The following is a 20,647-nucleotide window of genomic DNA, read 5'->3' as shown; positions in this document are numbered from 1 at the left end:
CTCCAGATGAGGTGGTCGTCGTCAGGTCGCACGTATGCGGACGGCAAGCACCCACCGGACCGCTCGGGTCCGGTCGTCAGGAGAGAGGGCCGCCCGCTAGGGGGCGGTCGGCGGGGAGACGATCAGGAACATGGAGTCACCCTAACCAGGCTCTCCTCACGGCGGCCACCACTTATCCCGGCCACCAGCCGTTCCGGCCCGCGCTCCGGTGCCCGAGCCGGTCCCGGTCCCGGTGCCCGGGCGGGCCCCGCGAACTGTTCCGGCAAACGTGACAGCAGCTGACAGGTATGGGCGCGACGATCGTTCCATGACCACGACAGCACAGCTTCTCGCCGTGAACATCGACTGCGCCGAGCCCAGGCGGCTGGCCGAGTTCTACGCGGCCGTCCTCGGTTACGAGATCCAGTACGCGGAGGACACCTACGCCGGTATCGGCGACGGCACGACGAGCGTCTACTTCCAGCAGAACCTCGACCGCAAGCCGGCCGCGTGGCCGGGGCCCGACAAGCAGTTCCATCTGGACGTCCGCGTGCCCGACCTGGAAGGGGCCGTCCGGGACTACCTGGAACTCGGAGCCACCCGGCCCGACTTCCAGCCCGGCGAGGGAAAGTGGGTCGTGCTCGCCGACCCCGAAGGGCACCTGTTCTGCGTCTGCCCGCCCAGCGGCCAGTGACCAGCGGCCAGTGACCAGCGGCCAGTGACCAGCGGCCAGTGACCAGCGGCCGGTGACCACCGGCCGCGCGGACACCTTAGGGCCGGGTGGCCGGCCGGGCTCCGCCGGGCACGGGGAGATCGCCGGCCGTGCGGACGCCCCGGACCCGGGCACCGTTCGCGCCCCGGCCCGGGGTGATCACCGGCCGTGCGGGTCCCGGGCAGGGTGCCCCCGTCCGGGGCCGTGGGGGGCGGGGCGGCGCGTTCCTCCGGATGACTGGACGATCCGGGAGGGATGCGCTGAAGTTGCCTTCCGGACTCTCTCCTCCCCGGAGGCGGCGGAGAGCCCGTTCTCCCTCGTCCGAGGCTCGTCCGAAGGCGGAGGCCCCCACCCCGAGGAGGATTGATGAGGCGGCACCCCCGGCGCGGGACGGTCGGCGTGATCTCACTCGTCGCGGCGGGGGCGGTGGCGACGGTCGCGCTGGTGGCGAGCCGGGCCGGGGCACCGGACCTGGCGGCCTACGTCCCCCTGCCCGGCCTGCTCGCCCTGGTGGCCGCGGTGCTCGCGGGGGTGGGCGCCGGGCTGACCCTGGCGCGTCCCCGGCGGGACGACCGCGCGGCACTGCGCGTCCTGTCCTGGTGGTGGGTCCTCGCCGGCGTCGTGCTCATCGTCGTGTCCATGTGGGGCGCCACGGCCGTCCTGCTGTTCCTCGCGGACACGGCGCCGGACGCCTCCAAGCGCGTCGAGATGCGCCTGGACGCGGTGAAGACCGGCCTGACCGTGGGTGCCGGGGCCGTGGGGCTGGTGGCGCTCCTCCTGGGCGTGCGCCGCCAGTGGCTCGGGGAGCGTACGCAGGCCTACCAGGAGTACGACGCCGGCGAGCGGCGCGTGACCGAGCTCTACACCAAGGCGGCCGACCAGCTCGGGCACGACAAGGCCGCCGTGCGCCTGGCCGGCCTGTACGCCCTGGAACGCGTCGCGCAGGACAATCCCGAACACCGCCAGACGGTCGTCGACGTGATCTGCGCCTATCTGCGGATGCCGCCCGCCCCGGCCGCGCCGGGGGAGGCGGAACCCGCCGGCCGGGAGGAGACCATCGACCCGCAGGAACTCCAGGTGCGCGCCACGGCCCAGGTGATCCTCAGGAACCACCTGCGCTGGAGCAGGTCCGAGCCGGTCAGGCCCGTCACGTTCTGGCCGGACATCGACGTCGACCTCACGGGCGCGTGGCTCGTGAAGCTGGGGTTCGTCGACTGCCGGATGCGCCGGGCCGGGTTCGGTGGAGCCAGGTTCGAGGGGTTCGCCCGCTTCGACAGGGCCGTCTTCGAGGGCGTGGCGGTGTTCGGGGGAGCGGTCTTCAGCGGCAGGGCGGCCTGGGGGGAGGCCAACTACAAGGCGGGCTTCGAGGGCGCGGTGTTCAAGGACGAGGCCGCGTTCCGGCAGGCGGTGTTCGCCCTCCGGGCGGATTTCAGGGGGGTCACGTTCGAGCGGGAGGCGTTCTTCAACCGGGCCGTCTTCAGGGACCGGGCTCTCTTCCGCGGGACCACCTTCGAGGGGATCGTGCTCTTCGGCGACGCCGTGTTCGAGGACGAGGCGGTCTTCCGTCAGGCCACTTTCGCGGGAGGGACGTCCTTCGGCGAGGCCGTCTTCACGACCGCGCCCGCCTTCTGGGAGGCGACGGTACGGGAGGCTCCCGCCGGCCGGCGATCCTGGCCCGCCGGGTGGCGGGAGACCGCCCGCGATGACGGCTCCGGCACGGCGCATCTGGTCCGGGAGGTCCGCGAGAACCGGGAGAACCGGGGAAACCGTGGGAACCCCGACGACTCCCGGTCCGGCGATGACGGCCCCGGCACCCCGCATCTCGTCCTTGAGGGCACCGAGGGCACCGAGGACCTCGAGAACCCCGAGGGCCCCGAGGACCGTGCGGACTCCCGGCCCGGCGAGCCCGCCGCCCGGACCGGTGACGGCGGTCGGGGTGCCGACCGGATCCGGACCGATGACCGGGATGCCGGTCATGCCAGAGGTGCCGGTTCGTGAGGGTGTTTCCCGCCGGAGGGGGGCGTCGCTCTCGTCGGCACCGGCCGGACGACGCCTCGCCGCGTCTCGTACAGGCAGAAGAAGGTCCCTACCCGTTCGCCGTGCGCCTTAAGCTTGCGGGATGACCCGTGAATCGCTTCTTTCCGGATGCCCCGTCCGTTATGTGAGGTGGCGATGACCTGGGTCGGGATATCGATCGCCCTGGTCGGCGCGCTGGGATACGCCCTGGGAGCCGCGCTCCAGCAGTTCGAGGCGGTCTCCGAGGGCGCGTCGCTGAAGCTGATGAAGCGGCCCCGCTGGTGGCTCGGCGGCGTCATCGGTTTCACCGGGGCGTCCCTGCACGCCGTCGCCCTCAGCTTCGCGCCGCTGATCGCGGTGCAGCCGATCAGCGTGGCGACCCTGGTGTTCGCGGTGCCGCTGGCGGCGATGCTGCACGGCAGGCGCCCGCACAAGGCGGAGATCATCGGTTCGATCGCGGTGGCCGTCGGGCTGCTCGGGCTGCTGTTGCTCGTCCCCGCGCACCCCGTGAAACCCCACATGACGAACCAGGAGGCGCTGGGCTTCCTCGGCTGCGTCGGGCTGGTCGTGCTGGTGACCCATCTGCTGGCCCGGAAGATGACCGGCTCGGCCCACGCGCTCGCGTTGTCGGTCGGCGCGGGGGCGGTGACGGCCAGCGTCTCCACCTTCGTCCGGGTGGTGGGCGGCACCTTCGACGGCGACCTGAGCACGCTGCTCAACTGGTTCACGGTGGCGATTCCCGTGCTGCTCGTCTGCGCGGTGGTGCTGCTGCAGAAGACCTACGAGGTGGGTTACTTCGGCATCTCCTACGCCGCGGTCCAGATCGTCGACCCGATCACCTCGATCCTCGCGGGCGCGCTCCTGCTCGACGAGGCGGTGCCCAGCGGCTGGCTGAACGTGATCCCCGCCCTCGGCGCCGCCGCGCTGCTCGTCTGGGGGACGATCACCCTGGGACGGCTCTCCCCCGACCAGGGGGTTCCCGCCACGGTGCGCGAGAAGGCGGGCGTCGCGCGGTAGTCGCGAAACAGCGCGGGGCCAGGCGGGGTCAGGTGGAGGGCGGTGTCCAGCCGAACACCTCGTCCATCGCGCCGTTCACGCTCGCCGGGGCGAGCCGCCAGCTGAGCGCCATCATCGTGTCGCGCAGCCGTACGGCCAGCGGGTCGCGCAGCCGGGTGGCGCGGCAGACCGCCGCGGACCGGGCCACGATCCTGGACGTACGCTCCAGCCGCGCGGCGCTGTAGCCGGCCAGCACGTCGTTCCCGCCGGTCGGCCCGCCGCTTCCGGCCGGTGATACGCCGCTTCCGCCGTCCGCGCCGGTACCGCCGGTGAACCTCCCGCCGTCGCCGACCACGTGGGCCAGCACCACCGCGTCCTCGATCGCCTGGCAGGCGCCCTGACCCAGGTTGGGGGTCATGGCGTGCGCGGCGTCGCCCAGCAGGGCGACCCTGCCCCGGTGCATGGCGGGCAGCGGGGCGGCGAGGTGGTGGACGTCGTTCCTCAGGACCTTCTCCGGCGAGGCCGCGGCGAGCAGCTCCGGGATCGGGGAGTGCCAGTCTCCGAACAGCCGGCGCAGCTCGGCCAGCTGGTCCCCGCCACCGCCGCCCGCCGGGACGGTGTCGGTGGCGTAGCAGTAGGAGGTGCCCCCGGCCAGTGGCATGACGCCGAAGACCTTGCCCCGCCCCCAGCTCTCGTACGCCTGACCCGGGACGCCCTCGGCGGGGATGAGCACCCGCCAGCTGGTGACGCCCGCGTAGCGAGGGGCGGGATGGCCGGGGAACAGCGCCGACCTGACGGGAGAGTGGATGCCGTCGGCCGCCACCACCAGGTCCGCCTCCGCCGGCCCGTCGGGGAGGGTCACCAGGCCGCTCTCCGGGTCGACCTCCGAGACCTCGGTGTTCAGCCGGACCGTGCCGGGTTCGAGGTGGGAGGAGAGCACGTCGACCAGGTCCGCGCGGCGCAGCAGCACCACGGAGTCGCCGCCGTTGCGCGCCGAGGCGGCCTCCACGCTGGTCCTCACCAGCCACCTGCCGTCGGAGCGCCGGATGCCGCCGGCGCCCTGGACGGCCGACAGCTTGCGGATCTCGTCACCGGCCCCGATCGTGTCGAGCGCCTTGAGCGCGTTGGCGGCGACGGCCAGCCCCGAGCCGACCGGCTCCAGGGACGCCGCCCTCTCGAACACCGTCACGTCCCAGCCCCGCCGCTGGAGCGCCACCGCCGCCGTCAGCCCGCCGATGCCCGCTCCGATGACCACCGCACGTGCCATGACCTTCTCCTTTACTACGGATGTAGTGAAGGTTACTACGCCTGTAGTCGAACTACAAATGTAGTATCGAAGGGTGAAGTCCCAACGCGCGGAGCTCGTCGCCGACACCGCCATCGCCCTGCTGGCGGATCGGGGAATGCGCGGCCTGACCCATCGAGCCGTGGACGAGGCGGCGGGTCTGCCGCCGGGGTCGACCTCCAACCTGGCCCGCACCCGGTCCGCGCTCCTGGAGCTGACCCTCGCGCGGCTCACCCAGCTGGAGTCGGCCGCGTTCGCGCCGATCCTCGAGCCTCCGGCGCCGGACGTGGTCGAAGCCCTCGCCGAGATGACGGCCCAGGCGCTCTGGACGCAGCTGACCGTCGGCCGCCGCCGGACGGTCGCCCGCTACGAGCTGGCCCTCGAGGCCACCCGCCGCCCCGAGCTGCGCAGGATCTACGACAGGGCGGGTGAGCGCTTCCGCGCCCCCGTGGTCGCGATCCTCTCCGCCGCGGGATCGTCCGACCCGGTACGGCACGGACGCCAGATCATCGCCTTCAGCGAGGGAGTGATCTTCGACGCCGTCGTCGGCGCCGGAGCGGAACCGACCCTGGAGGACCTCCGGCTGGGGGTCAGGGAACTCCTGCGCGGCATGCTCGGCCGTGAGGGACCGTAGGTCACGAACCGCCGGGCAGGCCGGTGAGGCGGGCGCGGTGGGCCGGCCACTCGTCGTCGAGGATGCTGAAGTAGGCGGTGTCGCGCCAGGTGCCGTCGGCACGGCGGCGCTGGCGGCGCAGGGTGCCCTCGGCGACGCCGCCGAGGCGCCTGATCGCGTCCTGCGAGCGGACGTTCAGGTTGTCGGTCTTGAGCTGGACCCGGTTCACGCCGAGCTTGTCGAAGGCGTGGTCGATCAGCAGGACCTTGCACTCGGTGTTCACCGCGGAGCGCCACACGGACCTGCCGTACCAGGTCCAGCCGATCTCGATGCTGTCGGCGTATCCGGGGGTGTCGATGTAGGTGGTCCAGCCGACCGCGCGGCCGGTCTCCCTCAGGATCACCGCGAACGGCACGTGGTCCGGCGTCTCGATCAGCCGTACCGCGATCTCCGTCAGCTCGGCCTCGGTGCGCGGGGTCGGGGCGGGCATCCAGCGCCACACCTCGTCGTCGCCGCCACCGGCCAGGAACAGATCGGGGAGGTGGTCGCCGGTCAGCGGCTCCAGCCGTACGGTCTCGCCTTCGAGGACGACGGGAACGGGCATCTTCGCGGTCATGGAGACGACCCTAGAACCTGCGGCGGACCTGCTCGAAGGTCCACTCAGGGGGTGTTCCCGGGGACCACTCGGCGCTCGAACTGCGCGAGCCTGCGTCCCGCCGCGGAGTCCTCGATCAGCCGGATGAGACGCTTCTCCCTCGTCTCGGGCCGCTTCGCGGTGGTCACCCAGTGCAGAGCGGTCCTGCGGTAGCCGGGCGGCTGGCTCTGGAACCACTCCCACGCCGCCGTCTCCGCCCGGAAGCGGCGCTCCTGCTCCTCGTCCAGCGCGGCGTCCTCGGTCCGCTCGTGGGAGTAGATCACCGAGTTGTCCTCGGTCCGCTGCTCGAAGGCGAGCAGGCCCGCGGGACGCATCAGGCCGCGCTCGGTCAGTTCGGCGACCTTGGCGATGTTGACCGCGCTCCACGTGCTGCGCGCCTTGCGCGGCGTGAAGCGGATGCTGTAGCTCTCGGCGTTCACGGTCCTGCGGACGCCGTCGATCCAGCCGAAGCACAGGGCCTGCTCGACGGACTCGGGCCAGGTCATGCTCGGGCGGCCGGTGCCCTTCTTGAAGAAGCCCACCAGCAGTTCCCTCTCGGTCTCGTGGTGCGCCTCCAGCCAGGCGCGGAACTCCTCGGGGGTGGCGAAGAAGGCGGGGTCCATGGGGTCGAGCATAGAGGGCCTGTCGACAGACATACCGTCCGGTCGGTACCCTCACGGGAGACCGTGAGGAGGGGCCATGGATTTCGCGTTCGACGCCGAGACCGAGGAACTGCGGGGACGACTGCTCGGCTTCATGGACGAGTGCGTGTATCCGGCGGAGGAGGCCTTCGAGGCCCAGGCCGCCGAGAGCGGGTGGGCCACTCCACCGCTGATGGAGGATCTCAAGCAGGAGGCGCGCAGGCGAGGTCTATGGAACCTGTTCCTGCCGGGCGAGCACGGCGCCGGCCTGACGAACCTGCGGTACGCGCCGCTGGCCGAGATCATGGGCCGCTCGCCGAGGATCGCCCCGACCGCGACCAACTGCGCCGCCCCCGACACCGGCAACATGGAGGTCCTCTCCATGTTCGGCAGCGAGTGGCAGCGCAAGGAGTGGCTGGAACCGCTGCTGCGTGGCGAGATCCGGTCGGCGTTCGCGATGACCGAGCCCGACACCGCGTCCTCCGACGCCACGAACATCGCGCTGTCGATCGTCAGGGACGGCTCCGAGTACGTCGTCAACGGCCGCAAGTGGTTCGCCTCCGGCGCGATGAACCCCAACTGCAAGATCTTCATCGTGATGGGCAAGACCGACCCCGAGGCGTCCTCGCACCGGCAGCAGTCGATGATCCTGATGCCGCGCGACACGCCCGGCATGCACGTCAGGCGGGGCATGCACGTCTTCGGCTACTCCGACTCCGACCACGGCGGGCACGCCGAGATCGTGTTCGAGGACGCCAGGGTGCCGGTCGACAACCTGATCGGCGAGGAGGGCGGCGGCTTCGCGATCGCCCAGGCCCGCCTCGGGCCCGGCCGTATCCACCACTGCATGCGGCTGATCGGGATGGCCGAGCGGGCCGTCGAGATGATGTGCGTCCGGACCCTGTCGCGGAACGCGTTCGGCAAGCCGATCGCCCAGCAGGGTGTCGTCCAGGACTGGATCGCCGAGTCGCGGGTGAGGATCGAGCAACTCCGCCTGCTCGTGCTGAAGACCGCCTGGCTGATGGACACCGTGGGCAACCGGGGCGCCCACGCCGAGATCCAGGCCATCAAGATCGCCACACCGCGCGACGTGGAGTGGATCCTGGACAAGGCGATCCAGTCCCACGGCGCCGGAGGCGTCAGCCAGGACTTCCCGCTGGCCGGCCTCTGGGCGGGCGCCCGCTCGCTGCGGCTCGCCGACGGGCCCGACGAGGTCCACAAGCGCTCCCTGGCCTACCGGGAGCTTAAAAAGCATATGTGACCCGGCGTCGCTCCGGCCATCCCGTACACCCGGGGCGGCGCGGGGGCCGGGGCGCCCCGGAGGCGCGGGGCGCGCGAACCGACGACGGCCGGCTGACGGCCGACGAGGCTCGACGAAGGTCGACGAAGGTCGACGAGGATCGATGGAGATCGACGAAGGGAGCGTCCGTGGCGCTGGACGAGAAGGCGGTCAGGGAGCGCGCTGCCGCGTTCCTGGCCGGGCACGACCCCGCCGGGGACCGGCTGGAGTTCCTGCGGGCCAGGTTCGACGCCGGGCTGGCCTGGGTGCACTTCCCCGAAGGGCTCGGCGGGCTCGGAGCGGCGCGCGAGCTGCAGGGCGTCGTGGAGCGCGAGCTGGAGGGGACGCCGCAGATCAATCCCGGGCTGCAGACGATCGGGCTGGGGATGGCGGCGCCCACGATCCTGACGTTCGGCACCGACGAGCAGCGCAGGCGGTTCCTGCGCCCGCTGTGGACGGGCGAGGAGATCTGGTGCCAGCTCTTCAGCGAGCCCGGCGCCGGTTCCGACCTGGCCACGCTCGGCACCCGCGCGGTCAGGGACGGCGACGAGTGGGTGGTGGACGGGCAGAAGGTGTGGACCTCCGGCGCCCACCACTCCCGCTGGGCGATCCTGGTCGCCAGGACCGACGCGGACGTGCCCAAGCATCGGGGGCTCACCTACTTCGTGTGCGACATGCACGCCCCCGGGGTCGAGGTCAGGCCGCTGCGGCAGATCACCGGCGAGGCCGAGTTCAACGAGGTCTTCCTCACCGGCGTACGGCTCGGTGACGACCTGCGGCTGGGGGAGGTCGGTGACGGCTGGCGGGTCGCGCAGACCACGCTCATGAACGAGCGGGTCGCCATCGGCGGTGCGCCGGTCCGGCGGGGCGGCGGCGTGGTCGGCCTGGTCGCCGACACCTGGCGCTCCCGGCCCGAGGCGCGCACCCACGACCTGCACCAGCGCCTGCTGCGCCTGTGGGTGGAGGCGGAGGTGACCCGCCTGGCCGGTACGCGCCTGCGTGAGCAGCTCTCCGCCGGGCAGCCGGGACCCGAGGGCTCCGGCATGAAGCTCGCCTTCGCCGACCTCAACCAGGCCCTGTCGGGGCTGGACGTGGAGCTGCGCGGGGAGGAGGGCCTGGTCTACGACGACTGGACCTTCCGCCGCTCCGACACCGTCGACTTCTTCGGCCGGGGCCCCGGATACCGCTACCTCCGCGCCAAGGGCAACTCCATCGAGGGCGGCACCTCGGAGATCCTGCGCAACATCATCGCCGAGCGCGTGCTCGGCCTCCCCTCGGAACCCCGCGTCGACAAGGACGTGCCCTGGAAGGACCTCCCGCGATGAGACGGAGCGAATCCGACGCAGTGAGCGGAGTGGGTCGCGAGGGACGAGCGGGCCGCGTAGTGAACGAGGAGTGGTGAGCGACCGATGACACTGCTGTACACCGAAGTCGAAGAGGAGCTCAGGGCCTCTGTGCGGGATCTTCTCGCGGACCGCTGCGGGGCCGACGCCGTGCTGAGGCGTGCCGAGTCCGAGGCGCCGTACGACATGGACCTGTGGAAGACGCTGTCCCGGGACATCGGGGTGGCGGGCCTGCTGGTGCCGGAGGAGTACGGCGGGGCGGGGGCGTCGGCGCGGGAGGTCGCGGTGGTGCTGGAGGAGCTGGGGCGGGCGGTGGCGCCGCTGCCTTTCCTCACCAGCTCGGTGCTCGCCACGAAGGCCCTGCTGCAGGTCGGCGAGGAGGACCTGATCCAGGAACTCGCCTCGGGGGAGACGACGGCGGCGCTCGCGGTGTCGCTGGCCGCCTCGCCGTACCGGCCGCTGCCGGAGACCGTCACCGTCACGGACGGCGGGGCGCTGAACGGGGAGATCACGGCGGTGGCCGGCGCGGACGTGGCGGACGTGCTGCTCGTGCCCGTCGGGACGGCGCTCTACCAGGTGGAGGCGGCGAATGTCCGGATCGACGTGGTGCCGTCGCTCGACCTGACGCGGCCGGTCGCCACCGTCACGTTCTCGGACACCCCCGGTCATGCGATCGGCAGGCTCGACGTGCGGAGGGTGCTGAACTTCGGCGCGGGCCTGCTCGCCTCCGAACAGCTCGGGGTCGCCGAGTGGTGTCTGAGCACGACGCTCTCCTACATCAAGGAGCGCCACCAGTTCGCCCGGCCGGTCGGCTCCTTCCAGGCGATCAAGCACCGGATGGCCGACCTCTGGCTGGACGTGGTGCGGGCCCGCGCCGCCGCGAGGAACGCGGCCGACCTGCTGGCCGCGGACCCGGGCGCGTCCGATGCGGGGGAGGCGGCCAGGGACCGCGAGCTGGCGGCGGCGGTGGCCGCGTCGTGGTGCTCGGAGGTGGCGGTGCACGTCGCCGAGGAGAGCGTCCAGCTCCACGGGGGGATCGGGATGACCTGGGAGCACCCGGTGCACCTGTATCTCAAGCGCGCCAAGTCCGCCGAGATCGCGCTCGGCACCCCCGGTGCCCACCGGGAGGCCGTGGCGGCCCTCGCGGACCTGCCCGGTCCCGCCTGACGCCTGACCGCGTGCCGACACGATGACCCCCGGCTCCGTGCCGGGGGTCGTCGTGCTGTCAGACCGTGAAGCTCATCGCGCTGCCACGCCGTGGAACAGGGTGTCGATGATCCGGGCGGCGAGCGCGTCGGGGTCGGGCTTACCGGATTCGCCGGGCCTGTCCCAGGTGGGGCCGCACGCGGTCTCGTTGAGCAGGGCCAGGTAGACCTGGCGGGTCCAGAGAAGGTCGGTGCCCGGGGGGAGCAGCCCGGTCTCCCGGGCGCGCAGGAACAGCGCGTCGCACCTGTCCATGGTCTCGGCCTGGATGCTCGCGGCCTCCTCGCCGAGCGGGTTGACGTGGCTGAGGGCGAACCGCCAGCGGGACTTGATGTGGAGCACGTTCGTGGTGGCCTGGTGCAGCGCGACCAGCGGGGGAGCGGTGTGCGGCCTGGCCGCTTCGACGGCCGCGCTGATCTCCCGCCACGCGGCGGTCGTCATGATCTCGACGAGGGCCTCCCGGCTGGCGAACCGCCGGTGAACGGTGGTCCTGGCCACCCCGGCAGCCTCCGCGATCTGCTCCATCGTCGCGCCCGGATTCTCGCCGAGCAGCTGCTCGGCCGCCTCCATGATCGCCCGGATGCTGCGCTCGGCGTCCGCTCGCAGCGGGCGGCCCTTCGTCTCCATAGGCAGATGCTACAGGAATGACCCCGCTAAAATCTTTAGTGGTACACGAGTGTTGCAGATAATCGACAAGCTGCTACTTTCGAGGAGTGTCAGGACATCGAAAGGAAGATCGTGATGAGTAAGACGGCTTTGGTGACCGGTGCCTCCTCGGGCCTCGGCATGGAGTTCGCCCGACGGCTCGCCGCCCGCGGGGACGACCTCGTGCTGGTCGCCCGTTCGGTCGACAGGTTGGAGAAACTCGCCGATGAGCTGCGGAGTTCGTACGGCGTGCGGGCCGAGGTGGTCGGCCAGGACCTCGCGGCGCCGGACGCCGCGTCGCGGGTGGCGGAAGAGGTGGCCGCCCGGGGGATGACCGTCGACCTGCTCGTCAACAACGCGGGCTTCGGTACGGCCGGCCGGTTCGCCGAGATCCCCGCCGAGCGGGATCAGGACCAGCTGATGGTCAACGTCGTGTCCATGGCGGGTCTGACGCACGCGTTCGTCCCGGGCATGGTCGAGCGCGGCGGGGGCGCGGTCGTCAACGTGGGATCCACCGCGGGCTTCCAGCCCACGCCCTACTTCGCGACCTACAGCGGGTCCAAGGCGTTCGTGCTCACCTTCAGCCTCGCCCTGTGGAGCGAATTCCGGGGCAGGGGGGTGAAGGTGCTGGCGCTCTGCCCGGGGCCGGTCCAGACGGGGTTCTTCGACGCGCTCGGCACGGACGACGCGAAGATCGGCGCGCAGGAGCTGACGCCGGAGGCCGTCGTCGGGGCCGCCCTGCGCGCGCTCGAGCGCGACCGGGGCTACGTGATCCCCGGGGTGGGCAACTCCGTCTCGACCCGGTTGCTGGCCAAGTTGCCGCGCAGGCTCGTCGCCCTGCTCGGGCGGAGGGTCACGCGGGGGGTGCTGGCCGATCCGGTCGCAGCGAGGTGAGCAGCAGGTCGGCGAAGTGCGCCCCCAGCTCGGGACCGGAGAGCGCGCCCTCCGCGCTGTACCAGGTGCCCAGGTGGTGGACGGAGCCGAAGAAGAAGTCGACGACGATGTCCGCGGGGACGTCGCTCCTGAAGGTGCCCTCGCGCTGCCCCTCGGTCACCAGGTCGCGGAAGCGCTCGTGATAGTTGCGCCGCTCGGCGCGGACGACCTTGCGGGTGTCGGGCGCGAGCAGGTGCATCGAGCGGAAGAAGATCTTGGAGTCGTCCAGGTTCTCCACCGTGGTCGTCACGACGTCCGCGGCGGCGGAGTGCAGGCGTGAGGCCACCGGCCCCGGGCCGTCGGCGAAGTGGGTCAGCCGCTCCATCTGCAGGCGCAGCACGCGCCCGTAGATCTCGTGGAGCAGGTCGTCCTTGGAGTCGAAGTAGTGGTACATGGCGCCCTTGGTGACGCCGGCCGCCGAGACGACCTCCTGCACCGACGTACTCTCGAAGCCTCGCTCGGCGAACAGGCGTGTGGCCTCGCTGAGCAGGCGTTGCCGTACCGGCTCCTGGTCCTGAGTCATGCGTCCCCCATGGTGTGGTGAGGGAAAGCATACCGACTGGTCGGTTGCGCCGCTGGTGGCTGGCGAATGTGTGTTACTTGCGTCACCTTCGCGATCCAGGGATAGCTGGAGCCCCCGATCGGGTATTTCATAGTCTAAGGATCTTCAGCGTGGCAGGTCCCCCCTCCCGTCCTTCCCGACCGTTCTAGCCATGGGGGTTCGCTATGCCGGGCGGATCTATCTACGTGACGCCAGTCGACCAGGTTCACGGCCTGTCGCCGCAGGTCATGTACGAGCAGTTCTGGATCAAGGAAGCCGCCCAGCGCAGGAAGATGCGCGCGGTCAAGGCGGTGGTCGGCCTGGCGGTGGGAGTCGCGCTCGCCTACCGGTTCAACCTGTCGCCGCCGATCCTCGGGCTGCTGGGCGCTCTGCTCGTCGCCGCCGGGGACGCGTTCCTGACCTGGCGGGAGTACGACGCCACCGCCGTCTGGCGCGGCAGGCGCCGGGGCGAGACCATCACCGGCAAGCTGCTCCGCCGCAAGCTGCGCAAGGACGGCTACCACATCCTCGAAGGCCGCGCCGTCCCGGGCAAGGCCTCGGTCGACCACCTCGTCATCGGCCCCGGTGGGGTCTGGGTGGTGGACAACGAGGCATGGGACCCCGACACCGAGATCGCCCGGTACGGCGACCGGTTGTTCCTGGGTGAGAAGTACGGCACGAAGGTGGCCAAGGCACTCGTCGAGGTCTCGGAGTCGCTGGCCGAAATCCTCTCCCGCGAGTCGGGCATCCCCGTCACCATCGAGCCCCTGATCGCCGTGCACGGCGGGGAGATCAGGCGGTCGGTCACCGCGGAGGGGATCACCCTTCTCAAGCCCCGCCTGGTCGCGCGCTGGATCCAGAAGGGGCCACGGGCCGACTTCGACGACGCCCAGGTGGAGGTCCTCGTCAGGACCGCCGCCCGGGTGCTGCGCCGCATGAGCTGACCGCGCCCGCCGCCCTTTTCTCAGACGAGCTCCTCGATGAAGGCCGCCAGCTGCGCGGCGTTCCGGCACTCGTACATCGGCACGATCCCGCCGTACGCCGTCGCCAGCGAGTCGCCGCTGTCCCACTGGGCGGTCGGCTCCGGGTTGAGCCAGTAGGCGTGCCGGGCACCCCCGGCCAGGCGCCTCAGCGTCTCCAGCGCGGGCGGCTGGTAGTTGGACCGGGCGTCGCCCAGGATCAGCAGGGACGTCTTCGGCCCGATGGCGTCGCCGTACCGTTCGGCGAACCGCTCCAGCGCGTGGCCGTAGTCGGTCCGGCCGAACCGCACCATGTCGGCCTCCTTCGTCAGCCGGGTCATCGCCTCCACCACGTCGGCGCCCGGTACGAAGAACCGGGTGATCTCGTCCACGGTGTCCACGAACCCGAACGCGCGGACCTTGGTGAACTGCTCGCGCAGCGCGTACGTCAGCAGCAGGGTGAAGTGCGCGAAGGAGGCGACCGAGTCGCTGGTGTCGCACAGGACGACCAGTTCGGGCCTGTGCGGGCGGCGCGGCCTGTTGAAGGTGGTGAGCGGCACCCCGCCGCTGGACAGCGAGGCCCGTAGGGTCCTGCGGAAGTCGAGGCGGCCACGGTGGCCGAGCCGGTGCTTGACGGTCAGCCGGGCGGCGAGGCGGCGGGCGAGCGGGTGGACCTCCCGGCGGAGCCTGGCCAGATCGGCCTTGGTGATCCGCAGGAAGTCGAGCTGTTCGAGCGGCGGGCGCACCGCGGAGCGGGCGATCCGCTCGATCCCGGAGTCCTCGGCGATCCGGCGGCGCACGTCGGCGGAGACGGCGTCCTCGAAGCGCCTGGTGTTCTCGCCGATCCGCTGCCGGGCGACCCTCTCCGCCAGCCCGCCGCGCTCCCGGCCCGCGAGGACCTCGGCGAGCAGCCGCGCCATGAGCGTCTCGGGAGAGAGCTCCCGCATCACCGGGTAGGAGAACCAGTTCTGCCTGCCGGGGCCCGCGGGCCGGCGGCCGAAGCGCTCCACCATCGCCCGCGCGAACTCGTTCATCCCCTCGGCGCCCAGCAGCAGCCCGGCCAGCCGGTCGCGCAGCTCGGAGACCTCGGCGGTCTCCGGGTCCGGCAGGCCCGGCAGGCCTGGCAGGTCCGGATGGGCCGCGCGCGGCGCCTGCAGTCCGGTCGTCGAGGCGGGGAACCACAGGTCGAACAGCGTGTCGAAGCCCGGCCGGTGCGAGGGCCGCTTGACCAGCGTCGCGGCGTACGCGGCCCGCAGCGACTCCCGCTCGGCCAGGTCGATCACCGCCAGCGCCCTGGCCGCGTCCAGGCCCTCGGCCGGCGAAACCGGCAGCCCGGCCTCGCGCAGCGCGTGCACGAACCCCACGTGCCGGTCGAGCAGGCTCACCTCCGGCCTCCCTTCCCGTGGACCGGGCCCGTCACAGGGCCAGTTCCTTGCGCGCCCGGGTCTGGTCGGAGGCGTGCTTGAGGACGACGCCGAGGGTGGCTCCGATCGCCGCCTCGTCGAGCTCGGTCCTGCCCAGCGCGATCAGGGTGTTGGCCCAGTCGATCGTCTCGGCGATCGAGGGCGACTTCTTCAGCTCCAGGGCGCGCAGGGTGGCGACCGTGCGGGCGAGCTGCTCGGCCAGGCTCGCCTCGATCGCGGGCACCTGGGCCAGCACGATGTCGCGCTCGCGCTCCGGCGTCGGGTACTCCAGGTGCAGGTAGAGGCAGCGCCGCTTCAGTGCCTCGGAGAGCTCGCGGGTCGCGTTGGAGGTCAGCACCACGTACGGCTTCCGCACGGCGGCGATCGTGCCGAGCTCGGGGATCGTGACCTGGTAGTCGGACAGGATCTCCAGCAGCAGTCCCTCCACCTCGACGTCGGCCTTGTCGATCTCGTCGATCAGCAGGACCACCGGCGTCTCCGACCGGATCGCCGCGAGCAGCGGCCGCTCCAGCAGGAACTCCTCGGTGAAGATGTCGTCATGCGTGGCGTCCCAGTCCTCGCCCTGCCCGGCCTGGATGCGCAGCAGCTGCTTCTTGTAGTTCCACTCGTACAGCGCCCTGGCCTCGTCCAGCCCCTCGTAGCACTGCAACCTGACCAGCCGGGCCCCGGTCGTCGCCGCCACGGCCTTGGCGAGCTGGGTCTTGCCCACCCCCGCGGGCCCCTCGGCGAGCAGTGGTTTGCCGAGCGCTCCGGCCAGGAAGACCGAGGTCGAGATGGAGGCGTCGGGGAGGTAGTCGACGGCGTCGAGCCGCTCGCCGGCGTCGCTCGGTGAGGCGAACCACATATGTGCTCCCAGTACAGGACCGAATGTTGTTCTAGCTTAGCCGGTGATCGTCTCCGCCCCGCGATCGCCTTCGGCCGGCGGCGGTCGCCGATTTCGAAGCGCCGCCCGATGTGCGCTATTCTTCAAGGGCTTCAAGCGCCGCTAGCTCAGTTGGTTAGAGCAGCTGACTCTTAATCAGCGGGTCCGGGGTTCGAGTCCCTGGCGGCGCACAGCACGTCCGACCAGCGCACCGGCGATTTTCGCAGGTGCGCTGTTGGCGTTTCTGGCGTCTCGTTCCCGCATGGGCTCGTCGCCCGTGTCGGCTCCAACGCCGCCACGCCGATAGGACGATCACCGGCAACCATCGTGAGGCGTCCGGTCATGCCGGAGGCGGGGCTAGGGTGCGGTGTCATGGATGCTGCCGATCTTGACTATCGGGTCCGGACGCTCTCCGGTTGTATTCCCCCGGACCTGGTCTCCCGGCTGGTCGAACTCGGTCACGTGGGGGAGGTCGAGTTCCATGCCGGGCGTGGGGAGTGGTTCTGCGCACGGGAGTGGGCCCGGCTGCTCACGGAGCGAGGCCGGCGCCGGACGCACCGAGGAGACGGTCGCCCTCCTCGAACGGCACCCGGACGCCGACAGCGGCCTCCTGGCCCGTCACCTCATAGAGCTCGGCCGCGTCAAGGACGCCGTGGCGGTCCTCCAGCGCAGGCCCGAGCCCCCGGAGGACGAGACCTTCTGGGCCGGCACGGCCGGAACGCTCGTCGACGAACCCCCGTTCTGAGGACAGGGGAACGTCCGGCGGGGATGCTCACAGGCGTCTCCGGGTTCGGGTGCGCTCGTACGCGACCGTCCGGCGCGGCGTCCGTGCACGGATGGCCGGACGGTTCCACGGATGCCGGCACCCCCGAGTGCCGCCGGGGCGGTGCGGGGGCACGCGGGGCGGCCACCCGCTACTTGGCGCCGCAGAGGGCGTCGTCGGTGACCTTGATGACCTTCAGGGCTCCGGCCTCGGTGCCGGGCAGGGCGGTCACCGCGACCGCGACCGCCCGGCCGTCGGTGGTGGCGGCGTTGCGGGTCTCGTAGCCGTCGATGTCGCCGCCGTGGCCCCACGCGGCGTCGCCGCAGTTCAGCTTCATCTTGACCACGCCGAGCCCGTACCGCCATCCCTCGGGGAACCCGGGGGCCTTGACCGTCTTCTTCATCTCCGCCAGCTGCGCGGGCTTGAGCAGCTTGCCGTCCAGGAGGGCGAGGAAGAAGGTATTGAGGTCGTTCGGGGTGCCGATGAGCTGGCCGGCCGCGCCACCCCAGGACGGGTCCATCGTGGTGATGTCGACGAACTCGCCCCTGGGCTTCCTGACCGTGTAGCCGCGGGGGTGCGGGCCCTTGACGGTCTGGTCGCCGACGCCCGGCCAGTAGGTGTCACGCAACCCGGCACGGTCGATGACCCGCCTGGTGACCTCTTCGGCGATCGGCCGGCCGGTGACCTTCTGCACGACCAGGCCGAGCAGCAGGTAGCCGGTGTTGCTGTACTCCCAGCCCTTGCCCGGCCTGAACGACGCCTTGTGCCGCAGCGCCACGTCGATCATGTCCCTGGGCTCGACATAGCGGTGCTGGATCTTGAAGAAGTCCTGATGCATGTAGCGGGTGTAGTTGGGCAGGCCGCTGGTGTGCTGGAGGAGCCGGCGGATCGTGATCTCACGGCCGTCGCCGGCCTTGCCGCGGACCAGCCCGGGAAGGTACTTCTCGACCGGTCCGTCCAGCTTGATCTTCCCCTCGCCGACGAGCTGCAGCACGACGGTGGCGACGAACGTCTTGGTGTTGCTGCCAATGCGCACCCGGCCGTCGACCGGCACCTCCTCCCGCGTCTCCAGGTCGCCGACGCCCGCGGTGTAGCCGGTGACGCGCCCGTCGATGTCACGCACCGAGGCCAGCGCGCCGGGGAACTCCTTGCCGATCAACCCGTCGAGTGACTTCTGCACACCGTCGTCGAAACCGGCGGCCGTGGATGCCGAGGCCGACGCCGCGACCGGGGCGGCGGCGGCGCCGACGGCGATCATCGTGGCGAGCCCGCAGACGAGGAGGCGGGAGCGGGGGGAGGAGAGCTTGTACATCGGAACTCCTTGTTCGAGGGTCACTTGCCGACCCCTGAAGCATGTCGCGGGGGAGATCATCACTTCGATCCCGCGAGCTGGAGACTCCTGGTACAGCTGGTGCTACCTCGATCGTCAGGTGACGGGCAGGTGGTCGAGGTAGCCCCGGAGGTTGCGGCGGGTCTCGGTCACCGAGTCCCCGGCGAACTTCTCCGCCACCGCGTCCGCCAGGACGAGCGCGACCATCGCCTCGGCCACGATCCCGGCCGCCGGGACCGCGCACACGTCCGACCGCTGGTGGTGGGCCCGCGCCGGGGCGCCGGTGGTGACGTCCACGGTGGCCAGGGCCCGGGGCACGGTCGCGATCGGCTTCATCGCCGCCCGCACCCGCAGCGGTTCGCCGGTGCTCAGACCGCCCTCGGTCCCGCCGGAACGCCCCGAAGCCCGCCTGACGCCCTCGCTCGTCGGCACGATCTCGTCGTGCGCCCTCGACCCCGGCGTACGGGCCAGCTCGAAGCCGTCCCCGACCTCGACGCCCTTGATCGCCTGGATACCCATCAGGGCGCACGCCAGCCGCGCGTCGAGGCGCCTGTCCCAGTGCACGTGGGAGCCGAGCCCCACGGGGACCCCGTAGGCGAGGACCTCGACCACGCCGCCGAGCGTGTCACCGTCCCGGTGGGCCTGTTCGATCTCGGCGACCATCGCCTTGCTCGCGTCCGCGTCCAGGCAGCGCACCGGATCGGCGTCCAGTCTCCCGGCGTCCCCGGGGGTGGGGAGGATCCCGCCCGGGGCCCTGGCGGAGGCCAGTTCCACGACGTGCGAGACGAGCTCGATCCCGGCCGTCTCCCGCAGGTAGGAACGGGCCACCGCGCCCAGCGCGACCCGCGCCGCCGTCTCCCGCGCGCTGGCCCGCTCCAGGATCGGCCTGGCCTCGTCGAAACCGTACTTCTGCATGCCCGCCAGGTCCGCGTGGCCGGGCCGGGGCCGGGTCAGGGGAGCGTTGCGGGCCAGTCCCTCCAGCGCCTCGGGGGCGACCGGGTCGGCCGCCATGACCTGCTCCCACCTGGCCCACTCGGTGTTGCCCACCATGATCGCGACCGGTGAGCCCAGGGTCAGCCCGTGCCGTACGCCGCCGAGGACGGTCACCTCGTCCCGCTCGAACCTCATCCGCGCGCCCCGGCCGTACCCCAGCCGCCGCCTGGCGAGCGCGTCGGCCAGCATCCCGGTGGTGACCGGCACACCGGCGGGCAGCCCCTCCAGGGTCGCCACCAGGGCGGGTCCGTGGGATTCCCCGGCGGTCAGCCAGCGCAGCCTGCTCATCGGGACGCTCCCGCGCTGAGGCTGAGAGCGCGGCCGAAGTCGCGGGCGCCGTGCAGCCAGGCCACCCTGTCGTGCAGGTCGTCCACGGTGAGGGAGGACAGCATCTCGTTGCGCGCCCGCGCCTCGGCGCCCGCCGGGTGGTAGAGCCGCGTCCCCAGCTCGCGGGCCACCAGCTGGGTCCTCGCCGCGCGCTCGCGCCGTTCGGCGTTGTACTTCTCCAGGCGCTGCGGGATCGCGTCCTCGTCCCAGTCGAGCAGCCTGCCGATCACCACCGCGTCCTCGAGGGCCATGCACGCGCCCTGGGCGGCGTACTGCAGCATCGGGTGCGCGGCGTCGCCGAGCAGGGCGACCCGCCCGTCGGTCCAGCGGTCGACCGGGTCGCGGTCGCACAGGACCCAGGTCCTCCACTCCTCGCCCAGTTCCAGCAGGTCGCGGGCCGTGTCGCTCAGGCCGGGGAACTCGCCCAGCACGCGGGACCCGTCCACGGGCTCGCCGGCGACCTCCTCGCGGGCGCCGTCGTCCCGGGTGGCGGCCAGGTTCAGGAACCTGCCGCCGCCGATCGGGTAATGGACGAAGTGCCATTTCGGACCCGCCCAGAGGGTGACGGTGTTCCAGCGCAGCTCCTCGGGGACCTTCTCCATGGGGATGACCGAACGGTAGATGGTGTGCCCGGAGATCCGGGGCCCGCCGTCCCCGACGAGCTGCCGGCGGACGGCCGAGCGGATGCCGTCGGCCCCGACGAGGGCGGCGCCGGTGAACCGCTCTCCCGCGTCCGTGACGGCGGTGACACCGGCCGGGCCCTGCTCGTACCGGGTGACCTGCCGGCCGCCGAGCAGCTCGATGTCGCCGGACGCGCGGCAGGCGTCGAGCAGCGGCTGGTACAGGTCGCCCCGGTGGACCACCGCGTACGGGTTGCCGAACCGTCCCCGGTAGGCGCCGGTCAGCGGCATGCTGGCCACCCGCTCGCCCGTCGTGCCGTCCATGAAGCGCAGCTCGTCGATGAAGACCGCCCGGTCGCGCACGGCCTCGCCGACCCCGAGGCAGCCGAGCGCGTGGAAGGCGTTCGGCCCCAGCTGGATGCCGGCGCCCAGCTCGGCGAACGTGGCCTGGCGTTCCAGCACGGTCACCCGATGTCCCCGATCGGCGATGCCCAGCGCCGCCGCGAGGCCGCCGATGCCACCACCGGCGATGAGAATCTTCGCCATGTC

20 protein-coding genes and 1 tRNA gene are annotated in these 20,647 nt (G+C 71.8%); 11 read left to right on the top strand and 10 right to left on the bottom strand.

Annotated features, from left to right (window positions below):
* The first annotated feature begins 307 nt into the window (after positions 1–307).
* The 3 genes from ACTOQ3_RS01580 to ACTOQ3_RS01570 all read left to right on the top strand — a co-directional run bounded on the left by ACTOQ3_RS01580 (position 308) and on the right by ACTOQ3_RS01570 (position 3,724).
* Positions 308–673, top strand: a complete 366-nt coding sequence (locus ACTOQ3_RS01580; RefSeq protein WP_440081553.1) for a VOC family protein — start codon at positions 308–310, stop codon at positions 671–673.
* 384 nt (positions 674–1,057) lie between these two features.
* Positions 1,058–2,689 carry a pentapeptide repeat-containing protein gene (locus ACTOQ3_RS01575; protein WP_440081551.1) on the top strand — a complete coding sequence of 544 codons (1,632 nt, stop codon included), beginning with the start codon at positions 1,058–1,060 and terminating at the stop codon, positions 2,687–2,689.
* Between the two features lie 174 nt (positions 2,690–2,863).
* On the top strand, positions 2,864–3,724 hold the full coding sequence (locus ACTOQ3_RS01570; protein WP_440081550.1) for a hypothetical protein: 861 nt from the start codon (positions 2,864–2,866) through the stop codon (positions 3,722–3,724).
* 28 nt (positions 3,725–3,752) lie between these two features.
* Here the strand turns inward: ACTOQ3_RS01570 and ACTOQ3_RS01565 are convergent, their stop codons facing one another.
* A complete protein-coding gene (locus ACTOQ3_RS01565) occupies positions 3,753–4,970 on the bottom strand; it encodes an FAD-dependent oxidoreductase (RefSeq protein ID WP_440081549.1) in 1,218 nt (405 codons plus the stop codon).
* A gap of 73 nt (positions 4,971–5,043) precedes the next feature.
* On the opposite strand from ACTOQ3_RS01565, the gene ACTOQ3_RS01560 reads away from it, so the two are divergent.
* Positions 5,044–5,622: a TetR/AcrR family transcriptional regulator gene (locus ACTOQ3_RS01560; RefSeq protein WP_440081548.1), complete on the top strand. Its 579-nt coding sequence runs from the start codon at positions 5,044–5,046 to the stop codon at positions 5,620–5,622.
* Position 5,623: 1 nt separating this feature from the next.
* Here the strand turns inward: ACTOQ3_RS01560 and ACTOQ3_RS01555 are convergent, their stop codons facing one another.
* Positions 5,624–6,217 (bottom strand): GNAT family N-acetyltransferase, encoded by a 594-nt coding sequence (locus tag ACTOQ3_RS01555; RefSeq protein ID WP_440081547.1) that lies wholly within the window; start codon positions 6,215–6,217, stop codon positions 5,624–5,626.
* 44 nt (positions 6,218–6,261) lie between these two features.
* Entirely contained in the window at positions 6,262–6,858 is a 597-nt protein-coding gene (locus ACTOQ3_RS01550) for a YdeI/OmpD-associated family protein (protein WP_440081546.1), read from the bottom strand.
* Between the two features lie 76 nt (positions 6,859–6,934).
* Here ACTOQ3_RS01550 and ACTOQ3_RS01545 point away from each other — a divergent pair, with 76 nt between their 5' ends.
* The 3 genes from ACTOQ3_RS01545 (at position 6,935) to ACTOQ3_RS01535 (ending at position 10,665) form a co-directional block, all read left to right on the top strand.
* The gene (locus ACTOQ3_RS01545; RefSeq protein WP_440081545.1) at positions 6,935–8,137 is read left to right on the top strand and encodes an acyl-CoA dehydrogenase family protein; all 1,203 of its coding nucleotides are present in this window, start codon (positions 6,935–6,937) and stop codon (positions 8,135–8,137) included.
* 167 nt (positions 8,138–8,304) lie between these two features.
* Positions 8,305–9,480, top strand: a complete 1,176-nt coding sequence (locus ACTOQ3_RS01540) for an acyl-CoA dehydrogenase family protein (protein ID WP_440081544.1) — start codon at positions 8,305–8,307, stop codon at positions 9,478–9,480.
* Between the two features lie 84 nt (positions 9,481–9,564).
* Complete coding sequence (locus ACTOQ3_RS01535; protein WP_440081543.1) at positions 9,565–10,665, top strand: acyl-CoA dehydrogenase family protein; 1,101 nt, start codon at positions 9,565–9,567, stop codon at positions 10,663–10,665.
* 72 nt (positions 10,666–10,737) lie between these two features.
* Here ACTOQ3_RS01535 and ACTOQ3_RS01530 read toward each other — a convergent pair whose 3' ends face one another.
* On the bottom strand, positions 10,738–11,328 hold the full coding sequence (locus ACTOQ3_RS01530; protein WP_440081542.1) for a TetR/AcrR family transcriptional regulator: 591 nt from the start codon (positions 11,326–11,328) through the stop codon (positions 10,738–10,740).
* Between the two features lie 114 nt (positions 11,329–11,442).
* Here ACTOQ3_RS01530 and ACTOQ3_RS01525 point away from each other — a divergent pair, with 114 nt between their 5' ends.
* Positions 11,443–12,240, top strand: a complete 798-nt coding sequence (locus ACTOQ3_RS01525) for an SDR family NAD(P)-dependent oxidoreductase (RefSeq protein ID WP_440081541.1) — start codon at positions 11,443–11,445, stop codon at positions 12,238–12,240.
* Here the strand turns inward: ACTOQ3_RS01525 and ACTOQ3_RS01520 are convergent.
* Complete coding sequence (locus ACTOQ3_RS01520; RefSeq protein ID WP_440081540.1) at positions 12,200–12,802, bottom strand: TetR/AcrR family transcriptional regulator; 603 nt, start codon at positions 12,800–12,802, stop codon at positions 12,200–12,202. The genes ACTOQ3_RS01525 and ACTOQ3_RS01520 overlap by 41 nt on opposite strands.
* A 224-nt stretch (positions 12,803–13,026) precedes the next feature.
* Between ACTOQ3_RS01520 and ACTOQ3_RS01515 the strand changes: the two genes are divergently transcribed.
* Positions 13,027–13,764 carry a nuclease-related domain-containing protein gene (locus ACTOQ3_RS01515; RefSeq protein WP_440081539.1) on the top strand — a complete coding sequence of 246 codons (738 nt, stop codon included), beginning with the start codon at positions 13,027–13,029 and terminating at the stop codon, positions 13,762–13,764.
* Between the two features lie 20 nt (positions 13,765–13,784).
* On the opposite strand, the gene ACTOQ3_RS01510 is transcribed toward ACTOQ3_RS01515, so the two are convergent.
* Positions 13,785–15,164 (bottom strand): vWA domain-containing protein, encoded by a 1,380-nt coding sequence (locus ACTOQ3_RS01510; protein ID WP_440081538.1) that lies wholly within the window; start codon positions 15,162–15,164, stop codon positions 13,785–13,787.
* A 31-nt stretch (positions 15,165–15,195) separates the two neighbouring features.
* Positions 15,196–16,047: an AAA family ATPase gene (locus ACTOQ3_RS01505; RefSeq protein WP_440081537.1), complete on the bottom strand. Its 852-nt coding sequence runs from the start codon at positions 16,045–16,047 to the stop codon at positions 15,196–15,198.
* 135 nt (positions 16,048–16,182) lie between these two features.
* On the opposite strand from ACTOQ3_RS01505, the gene ACTOQ3_RS01500 reads away from it, so the two are divergent.
* Together ACTOQ3_RS01500 and ACTOQ3_RS01495 are read left to right on the top strand one after the other, a co-directional pair.
* A tRNA-Lys gene (locus ACTOQ3_RS01500) sits at positions 16,183–16,256 on the top strand.
* Positions 16,257–16,555: 299 nt separating this feature from the next.
* Positions 16,556–16,810 (top strand): tetratricopeptide repeat protein, encoded by a 255-nt coding sequence (locus ACTOQ3_RS01495; protein WP_440081536.1) that lies wholly within the window; start codon positions 16,556–16,558, stop codon positions 16,808–16,810.
* A 169-nt stretch (positions 16,811–16,979) separates the two neighbouring features.
* Here the strand turns inward: ACTOQ3_RS01495 and ACTOQ3_RS01490 are convergent, their stop codons facing one another.
* From ACTOQ3_RS01490 to ACTOQ3_RS01480, 3 genes are all read right to left on the bottom strand, one after another.
* Positions 16,980–18,140 carry a serine hydrolase domain-containing protein gene (locus tag ACTOQ3_RS01490; protein WP_440081535.1) on the bottom strand — a complete coding sequence of 387 codons (1,161 nt, stop codon included), beginning with the start codon at positions 18,138–18,140 and terminating at the stop codon, positions 16,980–16,982.
* A gap of 114 nt (positions 18,141–18,254) precedes the next feature.
* Positions 18,255–19,439 (bottom strand): chorismate synthase, encoded by a 1,185-nt coding sequence (gene aroC, locus ACTOQ3_RS01485; RefSeq protein ID WP_440081534.1) that lies wholly within the window; start codon positions 19,437–19,439, stop codon positions 18,255–18,257.
* On the bottom strand, positions 19,436–20,644 hold the full coding sequence (locus ACTOQ3_RS01480; RefSeq protein WP_440081533.1) for a 3-hydroxybenzoate 6-monooxygenase: 1,209 nt from the start codon (positions 20,642–20,644) through the stop codon (positions 19,436–19,438). Before ACTOQ3_RS01480 ends, aroC begins: the two co-directional genes overlap by 4 nt.
* Positions 20,645–20,647: the final 3 nt, after the last annotated feature.

This window comes from Streptosporangium sp. LJ11 (genome assembly GCF_051918945.1).
Taxonomy (GTDB): Bacteria; Actinomycetota; Actinomycetes; order Streptosporangiales; family Streptosporangiaceae; genus Streptosporangium.
This window is presented reverse-complemented; position numbering and strand designations above follow the sequence as displayed.

Bases quoted from the DNA above. Each gene is read 5' to 3' on its own strand.
- ACTOQ3_RS01580 (WP_440081553.1), top strand. From the start codon at position 308: ATGACCACGACAGCACAGCTTCTCGCCGTGAACATCGACTGCGCCGAG.
- ACTOQ3_RS01575 (WP_440081551.1), top strand. From the start codon at position 1,058: ATGAGGCGGCACCCCCGGCGCGGGACGGTCGGCGTGATCTCACTCGTC.
- ACTOQ3_RS01570 (WP_440081550.1), top strand. From the start codon at position 2,864: ATGACCTGGGTCGGGATATCGATCGCCCTGGTCGGCGCGCTGGGATAC.
- ACTOQ3_RS01565 (WP_440081549.1), bottom strand. From the start codon at position 4,970: ATGGCACGTGCGGTGGTCATCGGAGCGGGCATCGGCGGGCTGACGGCG.
- ACTOQ3_RS01555 (WP_440081547.1), bottom strand. From the start codon at position 6,217: ATGACCGCGAAGATGCCCGTTCCCGTCGTCCTCGAAGGCGAGACCGTA.
- ACTOQ3_RS01550 (WP_440081546.1), bottom strand. From the start codon at position 6,858: ATGGACCCCGCCTTCTTCGCCACCCCCGAGGAGTTCCGCGCCTGGCTG.
- ACTOQ3_RS01545 (WP_440081545.1), top strand. From the start codon at position 6,935: ATGGATTTCGCGTTCGACGCCGAGACCGAGGAACTGCGGGGACGACTG.
- ACTOQ3_RS01535 (WP_440081543.1), top strand. From the start codon at position 9,565: ATGACACTGCTGTACACCGAAGTCGAAGAGGAGCTCAGGGCCTCTGTG.
- ACTOQ3_RS01530 (WP_440081542.1), bottom strand. From the start codon at position 11,328: ATGGAGACGAAGGGCCGCCCGCTGCGAGCGGACGCCGAGCGCAGCATC.
- ACTOQ3_RS01525 (WP_440081541.1), top strand. From the start codon at position 11,443: ATGAGTAAGACGGCTTTGGTGACCGGTGCCTCCTCGGGCCTCGGCATG.
- ACTOQ3_RS01520 (WP_440081540.1), bottom strand. From the start codon at position 12,802: ATGACTCAGGACCAGGAGCCGGTACGGCAACGCCTGCTCAGCGAGGCC.
- ACTOQ3_RS01505 (WP_440081537.1), bottom strand. From the start codon at position 16,047: ATGTGGTTCGCCTCACCGAGCGACGCCGGCGAGCGGCTCGACGCCGTC.
- ACTOQ3_RS01490 (WP_440081535.1), bottom strand. From the start codon at position 18,140: ATGTACAAGCTCTCCTCCCCCCGCTCCCGCCTCCTCGTCTGCGGGCTC.
- aroC (WP_440081534.1), bottom strand. From the start codon at position 19,439: ATGAGCAGGCTGCGCTGGCTGACCGCCGGGGAATCCCACGGACCCGCC.
- ACTOQ3_RS01480 (WP_440081533.1), bottom strand. From the start codon at position 20,644: ATGGCGAAGATTCTCATCGCCGGTGGTGGCATCGGCGGCCTCGCGGCG.